Annotated in this window: 18 protein-coding genes; 8 read left to right on the top strand and 10 right to left on the bottom strand. The window is 62.7% G+C overall.

Translation table 11 applies throughout. The features are described 5' to 3' along the window. Positions 1-5 precede the first annotated feature (5 nt). Positions 6-866: a LysR substrate-binding domain-containing protein gene (locus BLV47_RS10235; RefSeq protein ID WP_092312938.1), complete on the bottom strand. Its 861-nt coding sequence runs from the start codon at positions 864-866 to the stop codon at positions 6-8. Between the two features lie 110 nt (positions 867-976). Here BLV47_RS10235 and BLV47_RS10230 point away from each other — a divergent pair, with 110 nt between their 5' ends. The 3 genes from BLV47_RS10230 (at position 977) to BLV47_RS10220 (ending at position 3,753) form a co-directional block, all read left to right on the top strand. Next, entirely contained in the window at positions 977-2,071 is a 1,095-nt protein-coding gene (locus BLV47_RS10230) for a 2-aminoethylphosphonate--pyruvate transaminase (RefSeq protein WP_092312935.1), read from the top strand. A gap of 103 nt (positions 2,072-2,174) precedes the next feature. Beyond that, entirely contained in the window at positions 2,175-3,002 is an 828-nt protein-coding gene (phnX, locus tag BLV47_RS10225) for a phosphonoacetaldehyde hydrolase (protein ID WP_092312932.1), read from the top strand. A gap of 196 nt (positions 3,003-3,198) precedes the next feature. Further along, positions 3,199-3,753 carry a cytochrome b gene (locus BLV47_RS10220; protein ID WP_092312929.1) on the top strand — a complete coding sequence of 185 codons (555 nt, stop codon included), beginning with the start codon at positions 3,199-3,201 and terminating at the stop codon, positions 3,751-3,753. On the opposite strand, the gene BLV47_RS10215 is transcribed toward BLV47_RS10220, so the two are convergent. Both BLV47_RS10215 and BLV47_RS10210 read right to left on the bottom strand, forming a co-directional pair. Continuing rightward, entirely contained in the window at positions 3,744-4,673 is a 930-nt protein-coding gene (locus BLV47_RS10215; protein WP_092312926.1) for a 1-aminocyclopropane-1-carboxylate deaminase/D-cysteine desulfhydrase, read from the bottom strand. The two genes, BLV47_RS10220 and BLV47_RS10215, sit on opposite strands and share 10 nt — an antisense overlap. A 72-nt stretch (positions 4,674-4,745) precedes the next feature. Continuing rightward, positions 4,746-6,785, bottom strand: a complete 2,040-nt coding sequence (locus tag BLV47_RS10210; protein WP_092312923.1) for an NADPH-dependent 2,4-dienoyl-CoA reductase — start codon at positions 6,783-6,785, stop codon at positions 4,746-4,748. A 242-nt stretch (positions 6,786-7,027) separates the two neighbouring features. Here BLV47_RS10210 and BLV47_RS10205 point away from each other — a divergent pair, with 242 nt between their 5' ends. The 4 genes from BLV47_RS10205 to BLV47_RS10190 all read left to right on the top strand — a co-directional run bounded on the left by BLV47_RS10205 (position 7,028) and on the right by BLV47_RS10190 (position 13,208). Further along, a complete protein-coding gene (locus tag BLV47_RS10205; protein WP_143038256.1) occupies positions 7,028-9,895 on the top strand; it encodes an autotransporter outer membrane beta-barrel domain-containing protein in 2,868 nt (955 codons plus the stop codon). Between the two features lie 112 nt (positions 9,896-10,007). After that, positions 10,008-10,853, top strand: coding sequence for a dienelactone hydrolase family protein (locus BLV47_RS10200; RefSeq protein ID WP_143038255.1), 846 nt, complete (start codon positions 10,008-10,010; stop codon positions 10,851-10,853). A gap of 185 nt (positions 10,854-11,038) precedes the next feature. Then, positions 11,039-12,163, top strand: coding sequence for a carbon-nitrogen hydrolase family protein (locus tag BLV47_RS10195; protein WP_092312917.1), 1,125 nt, complete (start codon positions 11,039-11,041; stop codon positions 12,161-12,163). Positions 12,164-12,167: 4 nt separating this feature from the next. Further along, complete coding sequence (locus BLV47_RS10190) at positions 12,168-13,208, top strand: AraC family transcriptional regulator (protein ID WP_092312914.1); 1,041 nt, start codon at positions 12,168-12,170, stop codon at positions 13,206-13,208. A 456-nt stretch (positions 13,209-13,664) separates the two neighbouring features. Here the strand turns inward: BLV47_RS10190 and BLV47_RS10185 are convergent, their stop codons facing one another. The 4 genes from BLV47_RS10185 to BLV47_RS10170 form a co-directional block, all read right to left on the bottom strand. Further along, positions 13,665-14,489: a DUF2242 domain-containing protein gene (locus BLV47_RS10185; RefSeq protein ID WP_092312911.1), complete on the bottom strand. Its 825-nt coding sequence runs from the start codon at positions 14,487-14,489 to the stop codon at positions 13,665-13,667. Positions 14,490-14,588: 99 nt separating this feature from the next. Next, positions 14,589-15,338: an IS21-like element IS1474 family helper ATPase IstB gene (gene istB, locus BLV47_RS10180; protein ID WP_062838242.1), complete on the bottom strand. Its 750-nt coding sequence runs from the start codon at positions 15,336-15,338 to the stop codon at positions 14,589-14,591. Then, on the bottom strand, positions 15,226-16,911 hold the full coding sequence (gene istA, locus BLV47_RS10175; protein ID WP_062838241.1) for an IS21 family transposase: 1,686 nt from the start codon (positions 16,909-16,911) through the stop codon (positions 15,226-15,228). Before istA ends, istB begins: the two co-directional genes overlap by 113 nt. Positions 16,912-17,265: 354 nt before the next feature. Continuing rightward, entirely contained in the window at positions 17,266-18,165 is a 900-nt protein-coding gene (locus BLV47_RS10170; protein ID WP_092312908.1) for a LysR family transcriptional regulator, read from the bottom strand. Positions 18,166-18,288: 123 nt separating this feature from the next. Between BLV47_RS10170 and BLV47_RS10165 the strand changes: the two genes are divergently transcribed. Beyond that, positions 18,289-19,494 (top strand): MFS transporter, encoded by a 1,206-nt coding sequence (locus BLV47_RS10165; RefSeq protein WP_092312905.1) that lies wholly within the window; start codon positions 18,289-18,291, stop codon positions 19,492-19,494. 166 nt (positions 19,495-19,660) lie between these two features. Here BLV47_RS10165 and BLV47_RS10160 read toward each other — a convergent pair whose 3' ends face one another. From BLV47_RS10160 to lon, 3 genes are all read right to left on the bottom strand, one after another. Then, complete coding sequence (locus BLV47_RS10160) at positions 19,661-21,532, bottom strand: SurA N-terminal domain-containing protein (RefSeq protein ID WP_092312901.1); 1,872 nt, start codon at positions 21,530-21,532, stop codon at positions 19,661-19,663. A gap of 226 nt (positions 21,533-21,758) precedes the next feature. Continuing rightward, complete coding sequence (locus BLV47_RS10155) at positions 21,759-22,031, bottom strand: HU family DNA-binding protein (protein WP_011062271.1); 273 nt, start codon at positions 22,029-22,031, stop codon at positions 21,759-21,761. A gap of 148 nt (positions 22,032-22,179) precedes the next feature. Then, entirely contained in the window at positions 22,180-24,576 is a 2,397-nt protein-coding gene (gene lon, locus BLV47_RS10150) for an endopeptidase La (protein ID WP_092312898.1), read from the bottom strand. Between the last annotated feature and the right edge of the window lie 103 nt (positions 24,577-24,679).

Here is a 24,679-nt window from a genome sequence, read left to right as displayed (position 1 = left end):
ACGGGTCAGGCGGGGGCCAGGGCAAAAAAAGCCTGGATCAGGCGCAGGTCACGACGTCGCTCGATGCAGCCGAGCATGTGCCGGTTAACCAGGCCCGCGCCGCGAATCGGCACGGTTCGCACCCGCGGGTCGTGACCGACTTCCGCCGAGCTGACGACGCCCACCCCCAATTGCGCCGCCACCGCCTCGGTCACTGCTTCGCGGCTATCCAGCTCCAGCAGCACCCGTGGCTGGACCTGGGCCAGCGCGCAGGCTTCATCAAAGGTACGGCGGGTAATCGAACCGGGTTCGCGCAACACCATGATCACCTGGTCCAGTTGTTCGATGGCAATGCCTTCGGCCAGCTCCAGCCATGGGTGCCCTGCCGGCACCAGGGCACAGACTCGCGACTCGCCCAGGCGTTGCAGGTGCAGGCCCTTGCGCGGCTCGACCTCGGTCAGCACCGCCACGTCGGCGTGCTCGGACAGCAAGGCGGCCAGGGTTTCCTGGGCATTGCCCAGGCGCAGGTTGACCGTCACCCCCGGATATTGCTTGCGCAGGCTGGCGAGCATCGGCATCACCAGATGCGGGCCATCCGCCGCTACTTCCAGGCGCCCGGTCAGCAATTGCCGGTTGGCCTCAAGCATGGCCTGGGCCTCTTCGGCCAGGCCGAACAGGGCGCGGGTGATGGCCGCCAGCTTGATGCCTTCCTCGGTCAGTTCCACCCGGCGCGCGGTGCGCCGCAGCAAGGTGATCTGGTAATGCTCCTCCAGGGCCTTGATATGCCCGGTGACCGCCGGCTGGCTGATGAACAGCCGTCCGGCGGCCCGGGTAAAGCTGCCTTCACGGGCCACGGCGTCGAATGCGCGGAGTTGAAACAGGTTCATAGCTATCGGCCTCACTGATGGCTGGCATAACAATAAACAATTTGATTGATGACAAGGCAAACTGCAATTTAGTCCCCGTAGCGTCAGCCCCATCTTTTCGAGGACACCGCATGAGCGTCGCCGAGCCCATCCTGCTTACCCCCGGCCCCCTGACCACCTCCGCCCGCACCCGCCAGGCGATGCTGGTGGACTGGGGCTCATGGGATGAGCGCTTCAACCAACTGACGGCCAGCCTGTGCCGGCAACTGCTGGCCATCGTCAACGGCGCCGACAGCCACTGCTGCGTGCCCCTGCAAGGCAGTGGCACCTTCGCCGTGGAGGCGGCCATCGGCACCCTGGTGCCCCGGACCGGCAAGGTCCTGGTGCTGATCAACGGTGCCTACGGCAAGCGCCTGGCGAAGATCTGCGAAGTGCTGGGCCGGGATTTCAGCACCTTTGAAACCGCCGAAGACCAGCCCACCACCGCCGCCGACGTCGAGCGCCTGCTCCAGGCCGACCGCGCCATCAGCCACGTGGCGCTGATCCACTGCGAAACCAGCACCGGCATCCTCAACCCGCTGCCGGAGATCGCCCGGGTGGTGGCCGACCACGGCAAGCGCCTGATCATCGACGCCATGAGCTCTTTTGGCGCGCTGCCCATCGATGCCCGGGAAATCCCCTTCGAGGCGCTGATCGCCGCCTCCGGCAAATGCCTGGAAGGCGTGCCCGGCATGGGTTTTGTCCTGGCCGACAAACACTCCCTGGCCCAGGCTGCGGGCAACGCCCATTCCCTGGCCATGGACTTGCACGACCAGTACAACTACATGGCCAGCACCGGCCAGTGGCGCTTCACCCCGCCGACCCACGTAGTCGCTGCGTTACATGAAGCCCTGCTGCAATACAACGAGCAAGGCGGCCTGCCGGCGCGCCATGCACGCTATGCCGACAACTGTCGGGCGCTGCTGCAGGGCATGGGCGAACTGGGCCTGCAGAGCTTCCTGCCAGAGGCGATCCAGGCGCCGATCATCGTCACCTTCCATGCCCCGAAAGACCCGCGCTACCAGTTCCAGGACTTCTACGAGCGGGTCAAGGCCAAGGGCTACATCCTCTACCCGGGCAAGCTGACCCAGGTCGACACCTTCCGCGTGGGCTGCATCGGCCACGTCGACCGCCGCGACATGCAGGCCGCGGTGAGCGCCATAGGCGAAGCCCTGCGGGAACTCTGACCCCCCGTGCCCCTGCAGGAGCGAGCTTGCTCGCGAATCAGGCGCTGCGATCCACGAACCTTTTTTCGCGAGCAAGCTCGCTCCTACAACAGGCACTGCAAGCATGAACTACAGCAACCCCAACCAGCTGCAAGCGGCGATCCTCGACTGGGCCGGCACCGTGGTCGACTTCGGCTCCTTCGCTCCGACGCAGATCTTTGTCGAAGCCTTTGCCGAATTCGATGTGCAGGTGTCCATTGAAGAAGCCCGCGGCCCCATGGGCATGGGCAAGTGGGACCATATCCGCACCCTGTGCGACCTGCCGGAGGTGGCCGAGCGCTACCGCAAAGTCTTCGGTCGTACGCCCACCGATGCTGACGTCACCGCCATCTACGAGCGCTTCATGCCCTTGCAGATCGAGAAAATCGCCGAGCATTCGGCATTGATCCCCGGCGCCCTGGAAGTGATTGCCCAGTTGCGCGCGCAAGGCATCAAGATCGGCTCCTGCTCCGGTTACCCCAAGCAAGTGATGGACAGGGTGGTGGCCCTGGCCGCCAGCAACGGCTACGTCGCCGACCATGTAGTGGCCACCGACGAAGTGCCCAACGGTCGCCCCTGGCCGGCCCAGGCCCTGGCCAACGTGATCGCCTTGGGGATCGACGACGTCGGCGCCTGCGTGAAGATCGACGACACCGTGCCAGGCATTCTCGAAGGTCGCCGCGCCGGCATGTGGACCGTGGCCCTGATCTGCTCGGGCAACGCCCTGGGCCTGAGCTACGAAGCCTACCGGGCCCTGGCCAGCGATACCCTGGCCAGCGAGCGCCGGCGCATCCACGCGCTGTTCGAAAGCTCGCGCCCGCACTACATGATCGACAGCATCGCCGACCTGCCCGAGGTCATCGCCGATATCAACCGGCGCCTGGCCCGGGGGGAGATGCCCCAGAACCATTGATCAGGAGCTGGGTGGGGCAAAGACGGCGCTGCCAGGAAGCATCGCCGTTTTTTTCGGTCATATCCGCGCCAAAGCTCTGGCACGGGCGATAAAAGCCACAAGCGGCTCAGGCAAACCCGGGGAAAGCGGATTACAGTTAAACCACTCCGTCATTCAAGAACGGAGGCTTCAGACCTGATGACCGAGGATGTCCCGTATGCCCTGGAAGAACACTGAGTCTCGCTACAGCACCATGACAATCACCTTGCACTGGCTGATGCTGGTGCTCTTGGCGGTGGTTTACGCCTGTATCGAATTTCGCGGCATCTTTCCCAAAGGCAGCGGTGGTCGCACGCTGATTGTCGAAGCTCACTTCATGCTCGGCCTGACCGTGTTTGCGCTGGTCTGGCTGCGTCTGTTCGCCCGCGCCCAGGGCGTGGCACCGAAGATCCTGCCCACCCCGCCGCAGTGGCAACGCGTCTTGTCGACTCTGATGCATTGGGCGCTGTACCTGTTCATGATCGCCATGCCGATCCTCGGCTGGCTGACCACCAGCGCCAAGGGCCATCAAGTGATGTTCTACGGTTTCGACCTGCCGCTGCTGGTGCAAGAGGACAAGGCCCTGGCCAAGCAGTTCCAGGGCTGGCACGAGCTGCTGGGCAGCATCGGTTACTGGCTGATCGGCCTGCATGCCCTGGCTGGGCTCTATCACCACTACGTGATGCGCGACAACACCCTGCAACGCATGTGGCGCCAGCGCGGTCAGGCCTGAGCCAGCAGCGCGCGGCGGCCCTGCAAGCCGCCGGTGTGCACGAAGACCAATCGGTAACCCGGAGCAAAGCGCCCGGCCATTACCTGCTCCTGCAAGGCCAGCAAGGCCTTGCCGGTGTACAACGGCTCCAAGGGCAGCGCGCACTGCTGCTCGGTGAGCTGGATGAACCCGCGTAACGCATCGTCAACCCGGGCAAAACCGCCACGGCTGCTGTCCAGCAGCTGGTAACCGCCGTGCCCCTGTCCGGCCTGCTGCAAAATGCTCTCGACCTGCTGCGTCACGCCGTGATCCTCGGGCACCGCCAGCGCGCCGTACACCGGACGTGCCCCGGCCTCCGCCAGCACCAGCCCGGCCAAGGTAGTGCCGGTGCCGGCAGCCAGCCACCAGGCGTGATAGTCGTTCCAGCCCAGGCTCGGCAACTGCCGCTGTACCTGATCGCGCAAGGTCATGCAGCCCGCTGCACCGGCCAGCCCTCCGCCGCCTTCAGGCACCGGGTACAACTCCGGGTACTGGGCCTGCCATGGCGCCCAGAAGCCGGGAGCGTGGCGTTCGCGGTAACCGGCGTAGCCCAGCCAATGCAGGTGCATGCCAAAGGCTTGCAGGTCGAGGACCGTCGGGGTGTCTTGAGGATGGCCGCGCAACAGCCCGACCGTGGGAAAGGCAAAACGCCGGCCGGCTGCGGCCAGCGCATGCAAGTGATTGGAATGGGCGCCGCCGAGGCTGATGACGCCTTGGGCGCCCAGGCTGCGGGCCGCCGCCAGGTGCTCGGTGAGCTTGAACCACTTGTTGCCGCTGATCAGCGGATCAATCAGGTCCAGGCGCAATACCGCCACCTCGACCCCGGCCCGGGTCAGCCAGTCCAGCTCCAGGCGTTGCAACGGAGCCTGGGGTAACCAGTCGAAGGATTCAGGAAAGGACATCGGCAGCGGGTTCGGCAAGCAAGGGAGCGCAGTCTACCAGCTCGACACGCTGGCAGACTGCGCCGCAGGGGGTTACAGCTCGGCCGCCAGGCGCGACCCCTGGTTGATGGCGCGCTTGGCGTCCAACTCGGCAGCCACATCGGCACCGCCAATCAGGTGCACGTTCTGCCCCGCCGCCACCAGGCCGTCCTGCAGCTCGCGCAGCGGGTCTTGACCGGCACAGATGACGATGTTGTCCACCGCCAGCACCTGGGGCTCACCCGCTTCGCCAATACGAATGTGCAGGCCAGCATCGTCGATCTTCAGGTACTCGACACTGTTGAGCATCTGCACCTGCTTGTTCTTCAGCCCGGTGCGGTGGATCCAGCCGGTGGTCTTGCCCAGGCCGTCGCCGACCTTGGATTTCTTGCGCTGCAACAGGAACACCTGACGCGCCGGCGCATGGGGCTCGGCCTTGATTCCGGCCACGCCGCCACGGGCCTCAAGCTGGGTGTCGATGCCCCATTCCTTCCAGAACGCTTCGCGATCCTGGCTGGTGGCCACGCCCTGGTGCACCAGGAACTCGGAAACGTCGAAGCCAATGCCACCGGCACCGATCACTGCCACGCTCTTGCCCACCGGCTTGCGCTGCAGCAGCACGTCCAGGTAGCTCAGGACCTTGGGGTGCTCAACCCCGGGGATCGCCGGTACGCGGGGGGCAATGCCAGTGGCGAGGATGATTTCATCAAAACCGCCAGCCACCAGTTGCGCCACATCCACCCGGGTGTCGAGGCACAGCTCGACATGGCTGGTCTGCAGCTTGCGCTTGAAGTAGCGCAGGGTTTCGTAGAACTCTTCCTTGCCCGGCACCCGCTTGGCGATATTGAACTGGCCGCCGATCTCGCTGGCGGAGTCGAACAGGGTCACCTGATGCCCACGTTCGGCGGCCACGGTAGCAGCGGACAGGCCCGCCGGGCCGGCACCGACCACGGCAATCTTCTTGATCTGCTTGACCGGCAGGTAGTTGAGCTCGGTTTCATGGCAGGCCCGGGGGTTGACCAGGCAACTGGTGAGCTTGCCGCCGAAGGTGTGGTCCAGGCAGGCCTGGTTGCAGCCGATGCAGGTATTGATCTCGTCGGCGCGGCCTTCAGCGGCCTTGTTGACGAAATCCGGATCGGCCAGGAACGGCCGGGCCATGGACACCATGTCAGCATCGCCCTCGGCGAGGATCTGCTCGGCGACTTCCGGAGTATTGATGCGGTTGGTGGTGATCAGCGGAATGCTCACCGAACCCCGCAACTTGGCCGTGACCTTGCTGAACGCGGCCCGCGGCACCTTGGTGGCGATGGTCGGGATCCGCGCTTCGTGCCAGCCGATCCCGGTGTTGATGAGGGTCGCGCCAGCCCGCTCGATGGCCTGGGCCAGCTGCACGATCTCTTCCCAGGTGCTGCCGCCTTCCACCAGGTCGAGCATCGACAGGCGGAAGATGATGATGAAGTTCGGACCAACCGCTTCACGCACCCGGCGGACGATTTCCACCGGCAGGCGCATGCGGTTCTCATAGCTGCCGCCCCAGCGGTCGGTGCGATGGTTGGTGTGGGCGGCCAGGAACTGGTTAATGAAATAGCCTTCCGACCCCATGATCTCGACGCCGTCGTACTCGGCCTTCTGGGCCAGGGTCGAGCAGGTGACGAAGTCGCGGATCTGCTTCTCGATGCCTTCCTCGTCCAGCTCCTTGGGCTTGAACGGGTTGATCGGCGCCTGGATCGCGCTGGGCGCCACCTGCTTGGGGCTGTAGGCATAGCGCCCGGCGTGGAGGATCTGCATGCAGATCTTGCCGCCGGCCTCGTGCACCGCGCGGGTGACGATCTGGTGCTTGAGGGCCTCTTCCTCGGTGGTCAGCTTGGCCGCGCCGGAATACACCCCGCCCTCATCATTGGGGCCGATGCCGCCGGTGACCATCAGGCCCACGCCGCCCCGGGCGCGCTCGGCAAAATATGCCGCCATGCGCTCGAAGCCGCCGGGCTTCTCTTCCAAGCCGGTGTGCATGGACCCCATCAGGGTGCGGTTGCGCAGGGTGGTGAAACCCAGGTCGAGGGGGGCCAGCAAATGCGGGTAAGGTGCTCCAGCCATGGTGTCACTCCAGATCGGGCAATCACGGGAAAATGCGGAAGCTCTGCGGCTTCCATCAGTAGTGCTGCACAGCCTAAGAGCAGGACACCCGCGGCTCAATGACCGTAACTGACAACTTAATGATCAAATCGCGCAGCACTTATTCGACAATCGCTCAGATTTGCTCAGTTTTAGAACGTTTCAGCCTGTTAGATTCGCGCGTCATTTCTCACCCGGCCTGCACAGCCACCCCGAGGAGCAGTATGAAGCGCGCTTTCCGTATTATCTGCAGCCATGCCCGCCTGGCATCGCTGGCCACCGACGAACCCACCGCTACCTGCGGCACGCGCGGTCGCTCGCGCCTGTTGCTGGCTGCGGCGGGCAGCGGCTGCCTGGCCCTGGCCAGCCCGGGCATGGTGCAGGCTCAGGAGCGCTGCAACACCATTGAGGTGGAGATCGCCGACGACGGCAGCGGTAACGACAGCTGCACCCTGCACTCCTCCGGCCAGGGCAGCCTGGAGGTCAACGCGACGCTGATGAAGATCTACGGCGATGCCATCACCGCGCCCAAGGGCTTCGTGCGAATCACCAACAACGGCACAGTGATTGGCACCAGCATCGGCAACGGGGTCAACCTGTCGGGCAACTACAATGGCAGGGCCTTGTTGAACCAGCAGGATTCGACGATCCAGGGCGGCAACAACGGGGTCGCCGTCGCCAATGGCTTCCGCCTGGGTTCGTTGATCAATGCGGGCAGCATCAGTGGCTACAACGTCAACGGGGCCGGGGTATCGGTCAATAACGCGAGCATCGGCGTACTGCACAACCAGGCTTCGGGCTCCATCTACAACGCGGCAGCCGGCAACGCCATACAGCTGCTCAACAACGCCTCGATCAACGGCGATCTGATCAACGACGGCAGCATCACCAGCAACGGCGGCGCCGCAGCCATTCGTGGTGCTTCGAGCACCATCGACGGCGACCTGCTCAACAACGGCCAGATCAGCAACCAGGGCAGCGACGAACATGCAGCGGTGGAGTTGAACGGCTTCACCATCGGCGGCAACTTCAGCAACAGCAGCCTGGGTGTGATCGATGGCTCGGCCGGGGCGATCCAGCTGACGGGCAGCAGCATCGCCGGCACCTTGTGGAACCAGGGCCTGCTCAATGGCCGTGGCACCACGGCAAGCGTTCTGCTTGAGCAAAGCAATCTCGCCGGCCTGGTCAACTCAGGCATCCTGCAGGGCAAGCTGACCGGGCTGCAGCTGCAGGCCAGCACCCTGAACAGCATTGCCAACGAATCCACGGCAACCCTCAAGGGCGGCGACATCGGTTTGAACATCGGTAGCCACTCCACGGTCGACAGGCTCAGCAACAGCGGGCTCATCCAGGGCGGCAAGTATGCCGTCTATGTTGCCTCCGACAGCGGCGCGAGCCTGGCCAACATCGACATCAGCGGCAATGACACGGCGGCCTTCCAGGGCGATGTGCGTGCCAGCACCAGCGATGTCAGCGTCAAATCCGGCGCGGTGTTCAGCAGCAGCAATGCCTTCCAGGTACGAAGCTTCAACGTGGAACAGGGCGCCCTCTTCAATCTGCGCAACAGCCCATCCACCAGCGCCATGGCCAATGGCCTGAGCCTGAGCAACGGCCTGCACAACAGCGGCACCCTGGCCCTGGCCAGCGATGTGACCGGCACCGTGCACGGCGACTATTCGCAGAGCGCCAGCGGCACCCTGAAGATTGGCGTGGCGAATGACAGCAGCTACGCCCAACTGCGGGTCGATGGCGTCGCCAGCCTGCCCAGCAACGCCAGGATCGACGTCGATGTGACCGACCCCGGCTATCGCTTCAACAGCAAGAGCCTGCAGGGCATTCTCAGCGCTGGAACCCTGGTCAGCGATGGCACCTTTGCCGTCACCGACAACTCCCTGCTGTTCAACTTCGGCGCGATCAAGAACGGCAATGCAGTGGACTTGACCCTGGCCGCCGCGGGCGGCTCCGATGGCAGCCCTGGCGGGCTGGTGGAACAAAGCGTGCGCAACCTGGGCAACAGCCCTGCGCTGGGCGCCGCCCGGGTACTCGACCAGGCCTTCAGCGCCAACCCCACTGGCGAGCTGGCCAGGCACTTCGTCGGCCTGAGCAGCGAAAGGGACGTCTCCAACGCCGTTTCGCAAACCCTGCCAACAGCCGCCGGTAACGCCCGGAACGCCACCAGCAGCACCCTGGCCGGCATCAACCGGGTGATCCAGGCCCGCCAGGAAAGCAACAGCGGGCTGTCCTCCGGCGACGCCGTGCAGGCCGAGAACAACCTGTGGATCAAGACATTCGGCTCCTGGGCCGAACAGGACGCACGAGGGGGTGTCTCCGGCTACGACGCCAACACTCAGGGCCTGGCAATCGGCGCCGATGCCGCCACCTCCGAGTACGCGCGCCTGGGCCTGGCATTCGCCTATGCCCGCACCGACCTGAGCAACGATTCGCGCATCGCCCCGCAGAACGTGAAGATCGACACCTACCAGTTGATCGGTTACGGCAGCTACGCCCTGGCTCCCGAAACCGAGCTGAACTACCAGCTCGACGGCGGCCAGAACCGTTCCAGGAGCACCCGCCACATGCCATTCGCCGATGCCACCGCCAAGGGCAACCATGACGGCTACAACCTGCATGCCGGCGTGGGCATCGGCCACAACCTGCGCCTGAGCGAACAACTGACGTTCGTGCCTTCGGCCCGCGCCGACTACACCTGGATCGGCAGCGACGCCTATCAGGAGAAAGGCGCCGCTGCGCTCAACCTGAAGGTCGACCGCAACACCAGCGAGGAACTGCTGCTGAGCCTCGACGGCAAGCTCAACTACGCCCTGAGCCAGACCACGGTGGCCAGTGTCAATCTGGGCGCCGGCTACGATGTGCTCGACGATGGCGGCGCCATCACCTCAGCCTATGCCGGCGCGCCTGGTGCGACATTTCACACCAGGGGCCTGGACCTCGAACCATGGCTGGCCCGCGGGGGCCTGGGCCTGACCCATACCCTGGACAACGGCAGCGAATTGGGCCTGCGTTACGATGCCGAACTGCGCAGCGGCTTCACCCATCAAGGCGCCTCAATCAAGGCCCGCTGGGCGTTCTAGAACCTGCCCCGGTCCAGGCTCTGCCGCGTCCCTGGGCGCGGCGCAGACAAGGCCCGATCGGCAACTCCCCGCGACCAGGGACAACACGCGCCCACTCAAGGAGCTCCCGCCCATGCGACTGCAACGGTCATTGCTGCTGGCCATCAGCGCCTTGCTGGTGGCTTGCACTTCACTTCCATCGCCGGATCAACGCCGGGAGCAAATCACGACCCTGGCAGACACACACCACTGGCGGGCGCTAGAGTTGCAGGCCGGAGCTTTTCGACTGCAAGCCTATGAGCCGCACAATTACGCCCCAAGCCAGATGCTCACGCTCTATATCGAGGGCGACGGCCTGGCCTGGCTCAACACCCGCCAGCCCTCCCCTGACCCGACCCCGCTGGACCCCATGGCGCTGCGCCTGGCCATGGCGCAGCCGACAGGCAACGCTGCCTACCTGGGCCGCCCTTGCCAATACCTGGGCACCACCGCGCCCTGCCATGCACGCTACTGGACGGATGCGCGGTTTTCCGAAGAGGTGGTTACAAGCCTTGATCAGGCGCTCGACCAGCTGAAAGCGCGCGCCGGCGCACAACGGCTGATCATCGTCGGTTACTCGGGCGGCGGCGCCCTGGCCCTGCTACTGGCGGCACGTCGCAGTGATGTGGAGCGAATCGTTACGGTGGCCGGCAACCTCGATCCTGCAGCCTGGACGCGCTATCACCGGGTCGCGCCACTCGGGGCTTCGCTGAATCCGGCCGCCCTGTACCCGGCGCTGGCCCATGTGCCGCAGTTGCACCTGGTGGGCGAGGCGGACAGCGTCATGCCTGCGCAACTGGCCAAAGCATTCATCGCTGACCATCCAATAGCGAGCAACACCCGCCTCAGGGTGATTTCCGGCTATGACCACCATTGCTGCTGGGCTCAGGACTGGGCCCGACTATGGCGCGAACAGGTCGCGCCCCTGGCCGAGCCGTGAGGAAGCCAGGCAGGCGAATCCGCCCTTGGCAGGCCCTCAGCCGCCCGGAAACCAGCCGTCGACACCAGGAGCAGGCCTTGCTCAATCGGCAGCGGCTTTCAGTAACCCATTAATTTTGCATATCTTCCAACGGCAATTTGAGCGAAAATCGCCGCTTCCTGCACACGGTCGCTGACTGCATCCCCATGCGCAAATTCCTCTATCTCTGCCTGTTCTCGGCGCTGATCGCAGCGCTCGGCAGCTATGCCCTATGGACCCGCGAACGGCCGGGCGCGCACTACCTGTCGGATCTGCGAATCCAGCTGGCGGTGGATCAGGGCACCCCTGGCGACCATGGCAACCTGCTGGCGATTCAGGCGGAACTCTTTCCCACCGACTACCAGAGCACCGAGCGCCTGCACCGCAAGCTCGCGGCCTACCTGCAACAGGCTCGCGACCAGGGCCTGGTGAATGCCAAGACCGTGGTGGTGCTGCCGGAACACATCGGCACCTGGCTGATGGTCGGCGGCGAGAAGAACGAGCTGTACCAGGCTCGAACGCAACGCGAAGCCATGAACTGGCTGGCGGTGAGCAACCCTCTGCCCTTCCTCAAGGCGCTGCTCGGCGCCAAGGGGCAAAGCCGTCTGGACGACGCCTACCTGCGCATGAAGGCGAAGAAAATGGCCAAGGACTACCAACTGCTGTTTGGCGGCCTGGCCAGGGAATTCCAGGTGACCCTGGTGGCCGGCTCGATCATCCTGCCCGACCCCAGCGTCAACCAGGGCCAGCTGCAGATCGGCAGCGGCGCCCTGTACAACAGCAGCCTGGTGTTCGGCAGCGATGGCTTGCCGATCGGCCAGCCGCAGCGGCAGATCTTTCCCGAAAGGGCCACAGGTGGCTTCGTGCGCGGCGATACCCGGCAAGGGCTGCAGGTGATCGATACCCCGGCCGGCCGCCTCGGGGTGCTGATCGGCAGTGACAGCTGGTACCCCGACAACTATCGACAACTCGACCGGCAGGGTGTGCAACTGGTGGTGGCGCCAGCCTTCATCAAGGGTCGCGATAGCTGGAAACAACCTTTGCGCCGCGAGCGTGACATGCCCCCGGCAGCCAACCTGCAACCCGAGGCCCAAAGCCTGGGCGAAGCCTGGCAGCGCCTGACCCTCACTTCCCGCGCGCCCCAGAGCCAGGCCAGCGCCGGGGTCAACGTGTTCCTGCGCGGCCAGTTCTGGGACCAGGGCAGCAGCGGCCAGAGCTTTGTCTGCAGCAACGGCCAAACCTTCGTCGACCAGGGCAACCATGGCGCCCGCCTACTGAACCTCTGGCTGTAGCGCGATGAAGAACACACCGATGCGCCTGGGCGACTTGTCGGTGGGCTTCGTCCATAGCCTGGCCGATGCGGTGCGCAGCCACGGCCAGGACCCCGCCCCGCTGCTCGAACAATATGCCCTGGACAGCGCACGCCTGGCGGAAGCCGGGGCGCGGCTGTCGATTCCACGTTACATGCGCCTGGGCCATGCAGCGATCCAGCTCACCGGCGACCCGGCCCTGGGCCTGCGCATGGGCCGCCTGAGCCGCCTGAGTCAGGTGGGCCTGGCCGGGGTCACTGCGGCGCAGGCGCCCAGCGTGCGTGAAGCGGCCCGCTGCCTGACCCGTTTCGAAGCCTTGCACGGCTCCAATTATCGTGGCCAGTCGAGCTTTCACGAGGATGCCAGCGGCGCCTGGCTGCGCTTCTACTCCATCAGCCCATACAACGCCTACAACCGCTTCGTGGTGGACTCGGTGATTGCCGGCTGGCTACAGCAACTGTCCAGCGTCGCCGCTCAGCCGATCCACGCTGAACAGATCGAAATCGAGTTCGAACGCCCGGACTATCACGATGCCTACGCTGTACTCGGCCCCACGCCCATTCAATTTGGCGTCGAGCAGAACCAGCTGCGCCTGAGCCAAGCCAGCCTGGCCCTGCGCAACCCGGAGCATTGCCCGAGTACCTGGCGTCATCTGCTGCAGTTGTGCGAAAGGGAGCTGGAACAACTGACCCGCACTCGCAGCCTGCGCGAGCGCATCATTCAATTGCTGGGACCTTTGCTCAATGGGGGCCGTGAGCCCGACCTGGAAGAAGTGGCGATGCGCCTGAAGCTGCCGACCTGGACCTTGCGGCGCAAGCTGGCGGAAGAAGGGACGCAGTTCCGGGCGATTCTCAATGACACCCGGCGCGACCTGGCCATGACCTACATCCGCGATACCGAACTGGCGTTCGGCGAGATTGCCTATCTGTTGGGCTTTGCCTCAGCCGAGGCGTTTCAACGAGCTTTCAAACGCTGGAACGGCCAGACTCCGGGAGAGTTCCGCCGCAGCCATCGGCAGTTCGGCTAAAAAAAACGCCACCGGCGTTACAGCTCGGTGGCGTCTTCTGCTGGTTCCAGAGGATCGAGCTCGAAAGCTTGATACTCCAGCAGTTCCTCTTGGTATTCGTCCATCGCGGACTCCTTTCTCGGTTGATTGAATAACTCTGTGTCCATTGACCGTCGGCACCAGCATAAAGTGCCGGGATGACAGAAAAAATACTACCCCTTCGGTCAGGATTTCTGCAATGGAAACGTAACAGCACATGAGCAATTCAGCTTCCGCCTGATACCGACGTTTTCGGCCCATCCACTAATCGGGAAAACCTGCAGGCATTGCTCGGCATTGCCGCCAACACTTCATTGCCTTGGCAGCGTTGAAAGCGCTGGTCGATGACGGGGAGTTCCCTTACAGGCAGATCAGCGACGCCTTGAAACGTTATCGGATCGACACTGAAAAAGCCGATCCGAGTTCGGTGTAGGCGTCTTAGTAACCGCTGCCCGGCAAGGCCGGAATCGGCTCGCTCGGCGGTGGCAAGTGGCTGGCCGGCGGCGGCGTGATGGTTTCACTGACGGGCGCTGGTTCACTGCTGGCGGCCGGCACGATCGGCGCGGCCTCGGCTGGCGGCGCCAGCGGTTGCGAAACAGCAGGCTCCGGTTCAGCGACGGCAGCCGGCGCGGCCAGCGCGGCAGGCTCGACCACTGGCTGCGAAGTCTTGGGCTCGGGCTTGGTTTCCGGCTTGGCTTGCGGCTCGGACTTGCTCTCGGGAACTCCGAGGTCGGCCTTGGGTTTCTCTTCGATATGCGCGGCCTTCTTGGCCTCAGGCGGCAGGAACAGCTCGACCAGCGCGAAGTAGCGCTCATAGAACTTGGCCGAAGACACCGTCTCGCTGGCCACCTTGACCATGGAGTCATCGGTGGAACCGATCGGCATCGATACCGAGCCCAACACGCCAACGCCGAGGCTGGCCGAGTTGTTGACCTTCTTCAATGCATAGCGGTCCTGCAGGGCATTGGCGAATACCGTCGAGCGCTGGTCGCCGCTGCCGTCACGGGCGCAGACCACGTTGAAGCTGATTTCCATGTGGGTCTCGCCAGTCTGCTGGAAGCTCTTGTGCCCGCTGACCAGTTTCGGATCGTTGCTGGTGATGATGTAACCCTGGCTCAGCAGCGCGCGGCGCGCGGCTTCACAGGAGGCCGCATCGCTGACCGGATAATTGCGCGAAAAAGTGCCGGAATCATCGAAGCTTTCATGCTCGTAGATGGCGGTCTTGTGCGACGAACAGCCGGCCACCGCAGTCAGCAGCAACACCCCGGCTGCGGATTTCGGTGAACGTGACCGAGCGTTTCGCTAATACGTGACCGGTGCTTCCACCCCGGTTGCGCGGGTTCTGGATTGTAATCGCATCGGTCACGATGCGGCTTGTTCCTCGGCTTTTTTTCGGCGCAGCGACTCGCCTTTCATCGTCAGTCGGTAGGCGTTGTGCACCAGGCGGTCGAGGATGGCATCGGCCAGGGTCGGGTCGTTGATCCAGCCGTGCCAGTGCTCGATGGGCAGTTGGCTCGTCAGGATGGTGGAGCGGCTGCCAGCGCGGTCGTCGATCACCTCCAGCAGGTCATGCCGGGCTCCTTCCTCCAGCGGGGCTAGCGCCCAGTCGTCCAGCACCAGGACGTCGACCTTTGCCAGCTGTTGCAGGGTACGGCCGAAGCTGCCGTCGCCATGAGCGATGCGCAGTTGTTCCAGCAGGCGCGGGGTGCGCAGGTACAGGGTGCTATAGCCCTGGCGGCAGGCCTGGTTGCCCAGGGCGCAGGCCAGCCAGGTTTTGCCGGCACCGGTCGGGCCGGTCAGCAGCAGGTTGTGCTGCTGGCGGATCCAGTCGCCACTGGCCAGGGTGGCGATCAGACGCTCGTCCAGGGCGCGTCCGGTGCGGCGGTCGAGATCTTCCAGGCAGGCGTTGGCGTACTTGAGCTTGGCCTTCTTGCGCAGCCGTACCAGGCGCTGGTTGTCACGCCAGGCCAGTTCGCGGTCGAGCAGTAGGCCGAGGCGTTCATCGAAGCTCAGGCTGTGGCTGGCCGGCAGCGTCCATTGCTCTTCCAGGGCGCGGGCCATGCCGTCCAGGCGTAGCTGGTGCAGTTGATTCAGGGTGTGTTGCGGCATCATCGAACAGCTCCTGTTGCGGGGGTTGGTAGTAGTCGGCGCCACGGACGTTCTCGTGGTCGCCGGGTAAGGTCGTTTCGGCGGCACGCTGGGGCAGCGGCTGTTGATCCAGGCCTTGCTGGAGCAGGTTGCGCACGCTGCGCCCGGTGAAGGCGCGCAGGTGTACGGCACGTTCGGCAGCGGCTTCCAGGCGTGCATTGCCATAGCGCCGGGCCAGCGAGAGCAGGCCGAGGCAGGCGCGGTAGCCCATCTCCGGGTGCGGCTTGTGGGTCAGTTGGTGATCGATCAGTTGGCGCGTGTAGGGGCCGATCCGCGCGCCCCAGTCGAGCAGGCGTTGTGGCGTCCATTCGCGATGCGCCTGGTGCGCCGCGGGCATGTGCTCGCGCTGGGTACTGTAAGCGCCGCGTCGCCCCAGCAGCAGGTGGCTGGCCACCCGCCGGTTGCCATGCAGCACTTCCAGGGTGTGTGCCGTCAGTCGCACGTCCACGTTCTGCCGGGCCAGGGCGGAGGGCACGCTGTAGAAGCTGCCATTGACCTCGATGTGGTAGTCGATGCTGACCTTGCAGCGCTTGAAGGTGGCGACCTCGTAGGGATGCACCGGCAGCGCTCGCAAGGCCGGGCGATCCAGGCGCTCGAACCAGTCGCGCCGGCAGCCATCGAGCCGCTTGAACGGGCGCCGATTCAGATCCTCCAGCAGCTCGGCGATGGCCTGGTTAAGCGCATGCAGGCTGAAGAACTGCCGATGGCGCAGCCGCGCCATGATCCAGCGCTCGACCACCTGCACCGCCACCTCGGCCTTGGCCTTGTCCTGAGGCTTGCGTGGCCGTGCCGGCAGGATCACCGTCTGGTAATGACGCGCGCACTCCAGCGTGGCCCGGTTCAGGCCCGGCTCGTAGCGATCCGGCTGGGCGACCAGGGCGCGCGGATTGTCCGGCACAACCATTTCCGGCACGCCGCCAAAGTAGGTCAGAGCCTGGCCCAGCGAGGTCAGCCAGTCCACCTGGGTTTCGCCTGGCGTCGCGCAGGCATAGGTGTAATTCGAGGCGCCCAGGGCGGCGACGAAGATGTGCGCCCGGCGCACTTCGCCGGTGGCCGGGTCGACCACCGGCAGCGTCGGCCCGGCATAGTCGATGAATAGCTTCTCGCCCGCACGGTGCAGCTGACGCATCGAACGTTTGAGCGTCTGGGCGTAGCGCCGGTAGTGCTCGACGAACTGGGTGTAGCGGTAGGTCGGCTGGCCCGCATGCGCGGCGAGATATTCCTCCCACAGCAGCTGCAAGGTCACGCCCTTGCGTCGCAACTCGCGGTGGATGCTCAGCACATCGGGCAGCACTCGCTCACCGCGCGGCTTGTTCGTCGACGTCGGTGCAAACAAGGCGGCCGCCAGCGCGGCCTCGTCCATGGCCACCAGCGCCGGCCAGTCCAGCCCGGCCACCCGCGCCGCCGCGATGTACTTGCTAACCACGCCCTTGGACAGCTGCAAGGCACGGGCAATCTTCTCGTGGGACAAGCCGGCCTCAAACTTGAGGCGCAGACATTCTTTGATGTTTCGCATGGCTACTCGCGGCGCCGCCATCTTCCTCTCCCGAAATCGGTCGAGGATGGCGGCGCATCAGGTCATGCGCAACGAAGGGGAAGGCTTTCGCTAAGTCGTGACCGGCGATTTCGGTAAGCCGTGACCACCTGTTTCGGAACAGGCGGAAAATCGGTCACGTTGCTACCGAAATGAGCGGTCACGCGTTAGCGAAATGACCGGTCACGATCAACCGAAACGGCCGGTCACGGTGCTCCGAAATCCGCACCCCGGCCATGGTGCGCAGATGAAATGATTTATACATCGAGAATCCTGAGGAAAACGCTCCGGCGCGTATTGTGCAACAGATCAATGCCCCGCAGCGCAGGTAATTGGTGTCTTAAATTTCACATAAGTCTAATGACCGCTGTTTGCCGGAAAAAGTCGCTCACTCAAATGCTCGATCAGCACCCGCAGCTTGGCCGCCGTGTGCCGGCTTGATGGCCACAGCACCCAGAATGTCCCGTTGTGCAGCAGAAAATCGTCGAGCACGACCTGCAACTCTCCCCGGCCTACCGCGGCCTGAACCATGAAGTCCGGCAGGCAGGCGATACCCAGCCCACTGCGGGCTGCATGCTCCACAGCTTCGATGGAACTGCTGGTAAAGCGCGTAGGCAACAACGGCTCCGGCTGCTGGACCTGGGGCTTGAAAGGCCAAGGCTCGAGTTTGCCGGTGTGGTGAAAGGTGTGTCGCAGGCAGGCGTGCTCCCGCAGGTCCTGGGGGCTGCGGGGCAAGCCGCGCCGCTCGAAATACCCGGGGCTGCCCACCAACTGCATGCGAAAGCGCCCCAGTTGCCGGGCCAGGAGCCGGGAATCCTTGGGTTGACCGGTACGCACCACCAGATCGAAGCCTTCCTCCACCACATCCACCATGCGATCGGAAAGGTCCACATCCAGTTCGATCTGCGGATAGCGCTGCATGAACTCGGCCAGCACGGGCATCAGCAGGCCATGGACCTGCGGCGCACTGATGCGCAATTTGCCCACCGGTGCACTGGAGGAATCGCACAGCTGGAACTCGGCGGCCTCGACCTCGGCAGCAATCCGCCGGCAACGCTCAAGCAAGCCCGCGCCTTCGGCGGTGAGGCTGATACTGCGGGTCGTTCGATGGAACAGCCGAGTCTTCAGGCGCTCCTCCAGGCGGGCGATGCTTTTGCCCACCGCCGAGGACGACACCCCCAATAGCCGCCCTGCCTCGGTGAAGCTGCGGGTTTCCGCCACCTGCACAAACACCGGGATACTGCCCAGCCAGTCCATTCTGCACTCCCGAATTAAGGACATCTGCGTCCGATAAGTTCGGAACCTTAGCCCATTTTTCCGCCATGCACAGCGCCCTACCCTAGGCCCCTCACCTTTGAGCCAACCCAACGGGACCTGCCCATGAACAATTCCGTCAATGCCTGCGAGCTGTTGCAAGCGCCTGGCGAAACCCGCGAGCGACTGCCTGTCGGCGGCCTATTGGCCCTGGCGACTGCCGGGTTCATCACCTTGATGACCGAGACGCTACCCGCCGGCCTGCTGCCACTGATGAGCGTCGACCTGGGCGTTTCACCCGCCCTGATCGGCCAGCTGGTGACCTTCTACGCCCTGGGATCGCTGCTGGCCGCCATCCCCCTGATCCTCCTGACCCAAGGCTGGCGGCGGCGACCGCTGTTGTTGATCGCCATCGGCGGCTTCGCCCTGGTTAACAGCGTTACCGCCCTTTCCACCAACTACAGCCTGATTCTTGTGGCGCGCTGGTGTGCCGGGGTCTTCGCCGGCCTGCTCTGGGCCCTGCTGGCCGGGTACGCCAGCCGAATGGCGGCGCCGCACCAGCAGGGACGGGCGATAACCCTGGCCATGCTCGGCGCGCCGCTGGCGTTGTCCGTGGGGATGCCCGCCGGAACCTGGCTGGGCGGCTTGCTGGGCTGGCGCATGAGCTTCGCCTGCATGACGCTGCTGACCCTGGGACTGATCGGCTGGGTGCTGGTTCAGGTACCGGACTTCCCTGGAGTTCGGATGCACAAGCGCCTGTCGCTGACTCGGGTCCTGACCTTGCCAGGAGTCCGCTCGGTGCTGTTCGTGACTTTCGCCTATGTGCTGGGACACAACATTCTCTACACCTACATCGCGCCCTTTCTTGAGTCGGCCGGTCTTGGCAAGCAGATTGAGCGGGTGCTGCTGGTGTTCGGCCTGGCAGCCTTGCTGAGCATCTGGCTGGTAGGTCTTTTGATTGACCGCTGGTTGCGTAAGCTGGTGCTCCTTGGTTGCCTGCTGTTTATCGGCGCCACCCTGGTATTGGGGCTGCTCGGCGATCAACCGCTGGCGATCTATGGGGCCACCGCAACTTGGGGGTTGTCCTTTGGTGGCATGGCCACCCTGCTGCAAACCGCACTGGCCAAGACAGCAGGCGAGCACGCCGACACCGCGCAGTCGATGCTGGTCACCCTGTGGAACCTGGCGATGGCCGGCGGCGGCGTGGGTGGCGCCTTGCTGCTGCAGGGACCGGGGGTGGCGACGTTCCCCTGGGTGATCGCCACCCTGTTGCTGCTGACCCTGTGGGTGGTGGTGAACGCCCGGCGCCACGGATTTCCAGCCAGCTCTTGAAAGGGGTTCATCGCGCTCACGACCGCCGGCTCACTAGGAGTGGCCGCTGGTGGTAACCGGCATACGCGCAACTGCTGGAAAACCGTCGTCACCCAAGATTGATCCGCCCCAAAAAAAAGACCCCGGCCTTGCGGACGGGGTCTTTTTCAACACAGCAGATCAGGCATCAGTAACGCTTGATGTCCGCCTGGTTTTCCAACTGCTTGCGATAAGCAGAGAAGTCCTGCTGGCCGATACGCGAGGCCAGGAAGCGACGGTATTGAACCTTCTCTTCCTCGGTCGGCGCGGCAGCTTCGTTGACGCTGTTGAGTTGCAGCACCAGCAAGTTGCCGTTGGGCAGAGTCACGCTGGTGAAGGTCGGCTTGTCTTTGGACTCGGGCTTGCTCATGCGGAACAGCGCCTGCAGTACGGTCGGATCGACACCGTCCTGGCCACGAGTCACGGCTTGCATGACTTTCCAGCTCTGACCGTCCACCGGCTTGTTCAGCGCGGTCTTGCCATCACGCAAGCTGGCGATCAGTTCTTCGGCCTTGGTCTTGGCCGCAGCACTGGCGTGCTCCTTGGCCAATTGCGCGCGAATGGCAGTGGCAACACCTTCCAGCGGCAGTTGCTCGGGCTTGTGGTGCTCTTTGACACGCAGCACCACGACGGTTTCTGGATCCAGTTCGATAGCGGTGCTGTTGGCACCCTCATCGAGAACCTCGGTACTGAAAGCAGCCTGCACCACGTTACGGTTGGCGGCGATGCCATCACCGCCCTCGCGGCCGAACGGCGCGGAGGTGTGAACAGTCAGTTTCAAATCCTGAGCCGGCTGAGCCAGATCGGATGCCTCGAACGACGAATCCTCAAGCTGCTTGGTGGCCTCGACAAAACGCTGCTCGACCTGCTGAGTTTTCAGATCGCGGGTCAGCTTGTCCTTGAGGCTGGCGAAGCTCGGCACTTGCGGTGCCTCGATGCCCAGCAGCTTGATCAGGTGGAAACCAAAGTCGGTACGTACCGGCGCCGAAACCTGATCCTTGTTCAGCGCATACAGCGCTTTTTCGAAGATCGGGTCATAAACACCTGGGCCGGCGTAGCCCAGGTCACCGCCGTTATTGGCCGAACCTGGATCCTGGGAGAACTCCTTGGCCAGTGCCTCGAAGCTTTCACCCTTGGCCAGACGAGCCTGGATTTCTTCGATCTTGGCCTTGGCCTGAGCCTCGTTCACCTTGTCGTTGACTTCGATCAGGATGTGCGCGGCACGACGTTGCTCGGACAGGTTGGCGACTTCTTTCTGATACAGCGCTTGCAGGTCTTCGTCCTTGACGCTGACCTGGTCGAAGAATGCGGCCTTCTTCAACTCGATGTAATCGATGACCACCTGGTCAGGAGTCATGAACTCCTTGGCGTGCTGATCGTAGTAGGCCTTGACCTCTTCGTCGGTCAGCTTGACTGCCGCCGGATCGGCCTTGATGGTCAGGGAGGCGAAATCACGGGTCTGCTTTTCCAGACGTGCGAAGGCCAGCACCTGGGCGTCGGTCACAAAACCGCTGCCGGCAAGACCGGCACGTACCTGGCCGATCAGCATTTCCTGAGCCAGCATCTGGCGGAATTGCAGACGGGTGTAACCCAGTTGACGGATGACCTGGTCGAAACGCTCGGGGCTGAATTTGCCGTCCACCTGGAACTCAGGTGTCTGCAGGATCACTTGATCCAGTGCGCCTTCGGAAAATGCGAACTTGGAATCCTTCGCCCCTTGCAGCAACAGCTTGCGATCGATCAGCCCTTTCAGAGCGGCTTCACGCAGCATCTTCTCATCCAGCAGGGAGGCATCGAAGTCTTTGCCCAACTGTTGCATCAACTGACGGCGTTGCATGTCGACGGCTTGGCTCAACTCGTTCTGAGTGATTTCCTCGCCGTTGACCTTGGCCGCGTCCTGGTTATGGGTAGTGGCCTTGAAAATGGCATCGAAACCGGTCAACGCCAGAAGCGCGACGATGACCCCGATGATGGTTTTGGCAATCCAGCCTTGTGAATTGTCCCTGATATTCTGCAGCATACGTCCCCCAAAAACGGCCGTAATTCAATTTGAGCAGCCGTGGAGCGTGGGTAGAATCCGGATAGAAGAAAGGCGCATCCGAGGATGCGCCTTCTCGTAACTGGCGGAGCGGACGAGAGTCGAATCTGCAACCCTCTGCGTAAACCGATGGTGCATCGGTCAACTGGCGCCCCGCTGCCAGATCAGGCATGACCCCGACCCGGATGGGCAAAGACCCTGAAGAAACTTAGTTAACGGCTTCTTTCAGTGCTTTACCGGCTTTGAAACCTGGCTTTTTAGCAGCGGCGATTTCCAGAGTCTTACCGGTCTGTGGGTTACGGCCGATACGAGCTGGACGATCAGTTACGGAGAAGGTACCGAAACCAACCAGAACAACAGAGTCACCGGCCTTCAGAGCGCCGGTAACGGATTCGATTACTGCGTCCAGCGCACGGCCAGCAGCAGCTTTCGGGAGATCAGCAGATGCAGCGATAGCATCAATCAGTTCCGACTTGTTCACTCTAAGTCCCCTTATATATCTATGAGTATGATTCTAAGTTTTTTGGTGAAAGCAAAAACGAGTGCTGAATGGCCTACAGACACTTAAGAGCCGCTTTATAACAAGGGCTCTAAAAAGCTGTCAAGGAAGCCCCCCAGGCTAATGCGTACTAATGCGTGCTAATTCTTTCCTTAGAGTCAGACTCGCGTTTTTCGTCCTTTGCAACTATCTCGGGAGCCACATCCGGCAAGGGCTCCGGCGCGTATTGCAGCGCAATTTGCAGGACTTCGTCAATCCATTTAACCGGTTTAATCTGCAGATCCTGCTTGATATTGTCAGGAATTTCTTTCAAATCGCGAACATTCTCTTCAGGAATGATCACTGTCTTGATTCCACCCCGATGAGCTGCGAGTAGTTTCTCTTTCAGACCACCGATGGCCAACACCTGACCACGCAGAGTGATTTCACCAGTCATCGCCACATCAGCCCGTACCGGGATCCCGGTCAATGCGGAAACCAGCGCCGTGCACATGCCTATGCCTGCGCTAGGGCCGTCTTTGGGGGTTGCCCCTTCAGGCATATGGATATGGGTATCGCGCTTCTCGTGGAAGTCCAGGGGAATGCCCAAACTCTTCGCCCGGCTGCGTACCACGGTCAATGCTGCGGTGATCGACTCGACCATGACATCGCCCAGGGAACCAGTCTTGATCAACTGGCCCTTGCCCGGCACCACAGCAGCTTCGATGGTCAGCAGTTCGCCGCCGACCTGAGTCCAGGCCAGCCCCGTTACCTGGCCGATCTGATCTTGCTGCTCTGCCAAGCCGTAGCGGAATTTACGCACACCAAGGAAGTGTTCCAGCAACTCGGAAGTCACTTTCACCGAGAAGCGTTTTTCCATTGCATGCTCTTTCACCGCCTTGCGGCAGACCTTGGCAATCTGGCGCTCCAGCCCACGCACACCGGCTTCGCGGGTGTAGTAACGAATGATGTCGCGGATCGCATCCGGATCGAATTCCAGCTCGCCCTTCTTCAGACCGTTGGCCTGGATTTGCTTGGGCGACAGGTACTTGATCGCAATGTTGATCTTCTCGTCCTCGGTATAGCCCGGCAGACGAATCACCTCCATCCGGTCCAGCAACGCCGGAGGGATATTCATCGAGTTGGAGGTGCACAGGAACATCACATCGGAAAGGTCGTAATCGACTTCCAGATAGTGGTCGTTGAAATTATGGTTCTGCTCGGGATCCAGAACCTCAAGCAAGGCAGAGGCTGGATCACCGCGCATATCACTGCCCATCTTGTCGATTTCATCAAGCAGGAACAGTGGGTTGCGTACACCCACCTTTGTCATTTTTTGAATCAATCTTCCCGGCATCGAACCGATGTAAGTCCGACGGTGTCCACGGATTTCCGCTTCATCCCGAACACCACCCAGGGCCATGCGCACAAACTTGCGATTGGTTGCGTTGGCGATCGATTCGGCCAGGGAGGTTTTGCCCACCCCTGGAGGCCCGACAAGGCACAACACCGGACCACGGATCTTCTTAACCCGCTTTTGTACGGCGAGGTATTCGAGAATCCGCTCTTTGACTTCTTCCAGACCATAGTGGTCGGCATCGAGGATATCTTCGGCACGAGCCAGGTCCAGACGCACCTTGCTCTGAGCCTTCCACGGCACCTGCACCAACCAGTCGATGTAGGAGCGAACCACAGTGGCTTCGGCAGACATCGGTGACATCTGCTTGAGCTTGTTCAGCTCGGCCTGAGCCTTGGTCATGGCATCTTTGGGTAGGCCGGCGGCATCGATGCGCTTCTTCAGCTCTTCGATTTCATTGTGGCCTTCGTCACCATCACCCAACTCTTTCTGAATGGCCTTCATCTGCTCGTTCAGGTAGTACTCACGCTGGCTGCGCTCCATTTGCTTCTTGACGCGGCCACGAATGCGCTTTTCCACTTGCAGCAGATCAATCTCGGCGTCCAGCAATGCCAGGACATGCTCGACTCGGGCTGACAGATCAATGATCTCGAGGATTTCCTGCTTCTGCTCGATCTTCAAAGCCATGTGCGCCGCCATGGTATCTACCAGGCGACTTGGCTCGTCGATGCTGTTGAGAGAAGACAACACCTCGGCCGGGACTTTCTTGCCCAGTTGCACATACTGCTCGAACTGGGACAGCAAACTGCGGACGAACACTTCTGACTCACGATCAGGAGCGTCGACCTCTTCAATCAGAGAGACTTCAGCACGGCAGTGACCATCAACTTCACTGAAGCGCTCCACAGCGCCGCGCTGTTCGCCTTCGACCAGCACCTTGACGGTGCCATCAGGCAATTTGAGCAACTGCAAGACAGTCGCAATGGTACCTACGCGATAGAGTGCATCTTCACCGGGATCATCATCAGCAGGGTTTCTCTGTGCCAGCAGAAGAATCTGCTTGTCGCCCGTCATCGCTGCCTCAAGGGCTTCGATCGACTTCTCGCGCCCCACGAACAGCGGGATAACCATGTGCGGATAAACCACGACATCACGCAATGGCAGGAGAGGCAATTCGATGGTTGTCTTCATGATTTCGCCTCTACGGCGGCCGTACGGCCGTAAACAGATGGAAGTAAGCTTGAAACCAAGATGGGGGCTGCCTGCAAAAAAAACAAGCTTAAAGACAGCACTT

The organism is Pseudomonas saponiphila (assembly GCF_900105185.1).
Classification (GTDB): domain Bacteria; phylum Pseudomonadota; class Gammaproteobacteria; order Pseudomonadales; family Pseudomonadaceae; genus Aquipseudomonas; species Aquipseudomonas saponiphila.
The sequence above is the reverse complement of the archived record's forward strand: the minus strand, read 5'-3'. Positions and strand labels throughout refer to the sequence as shown.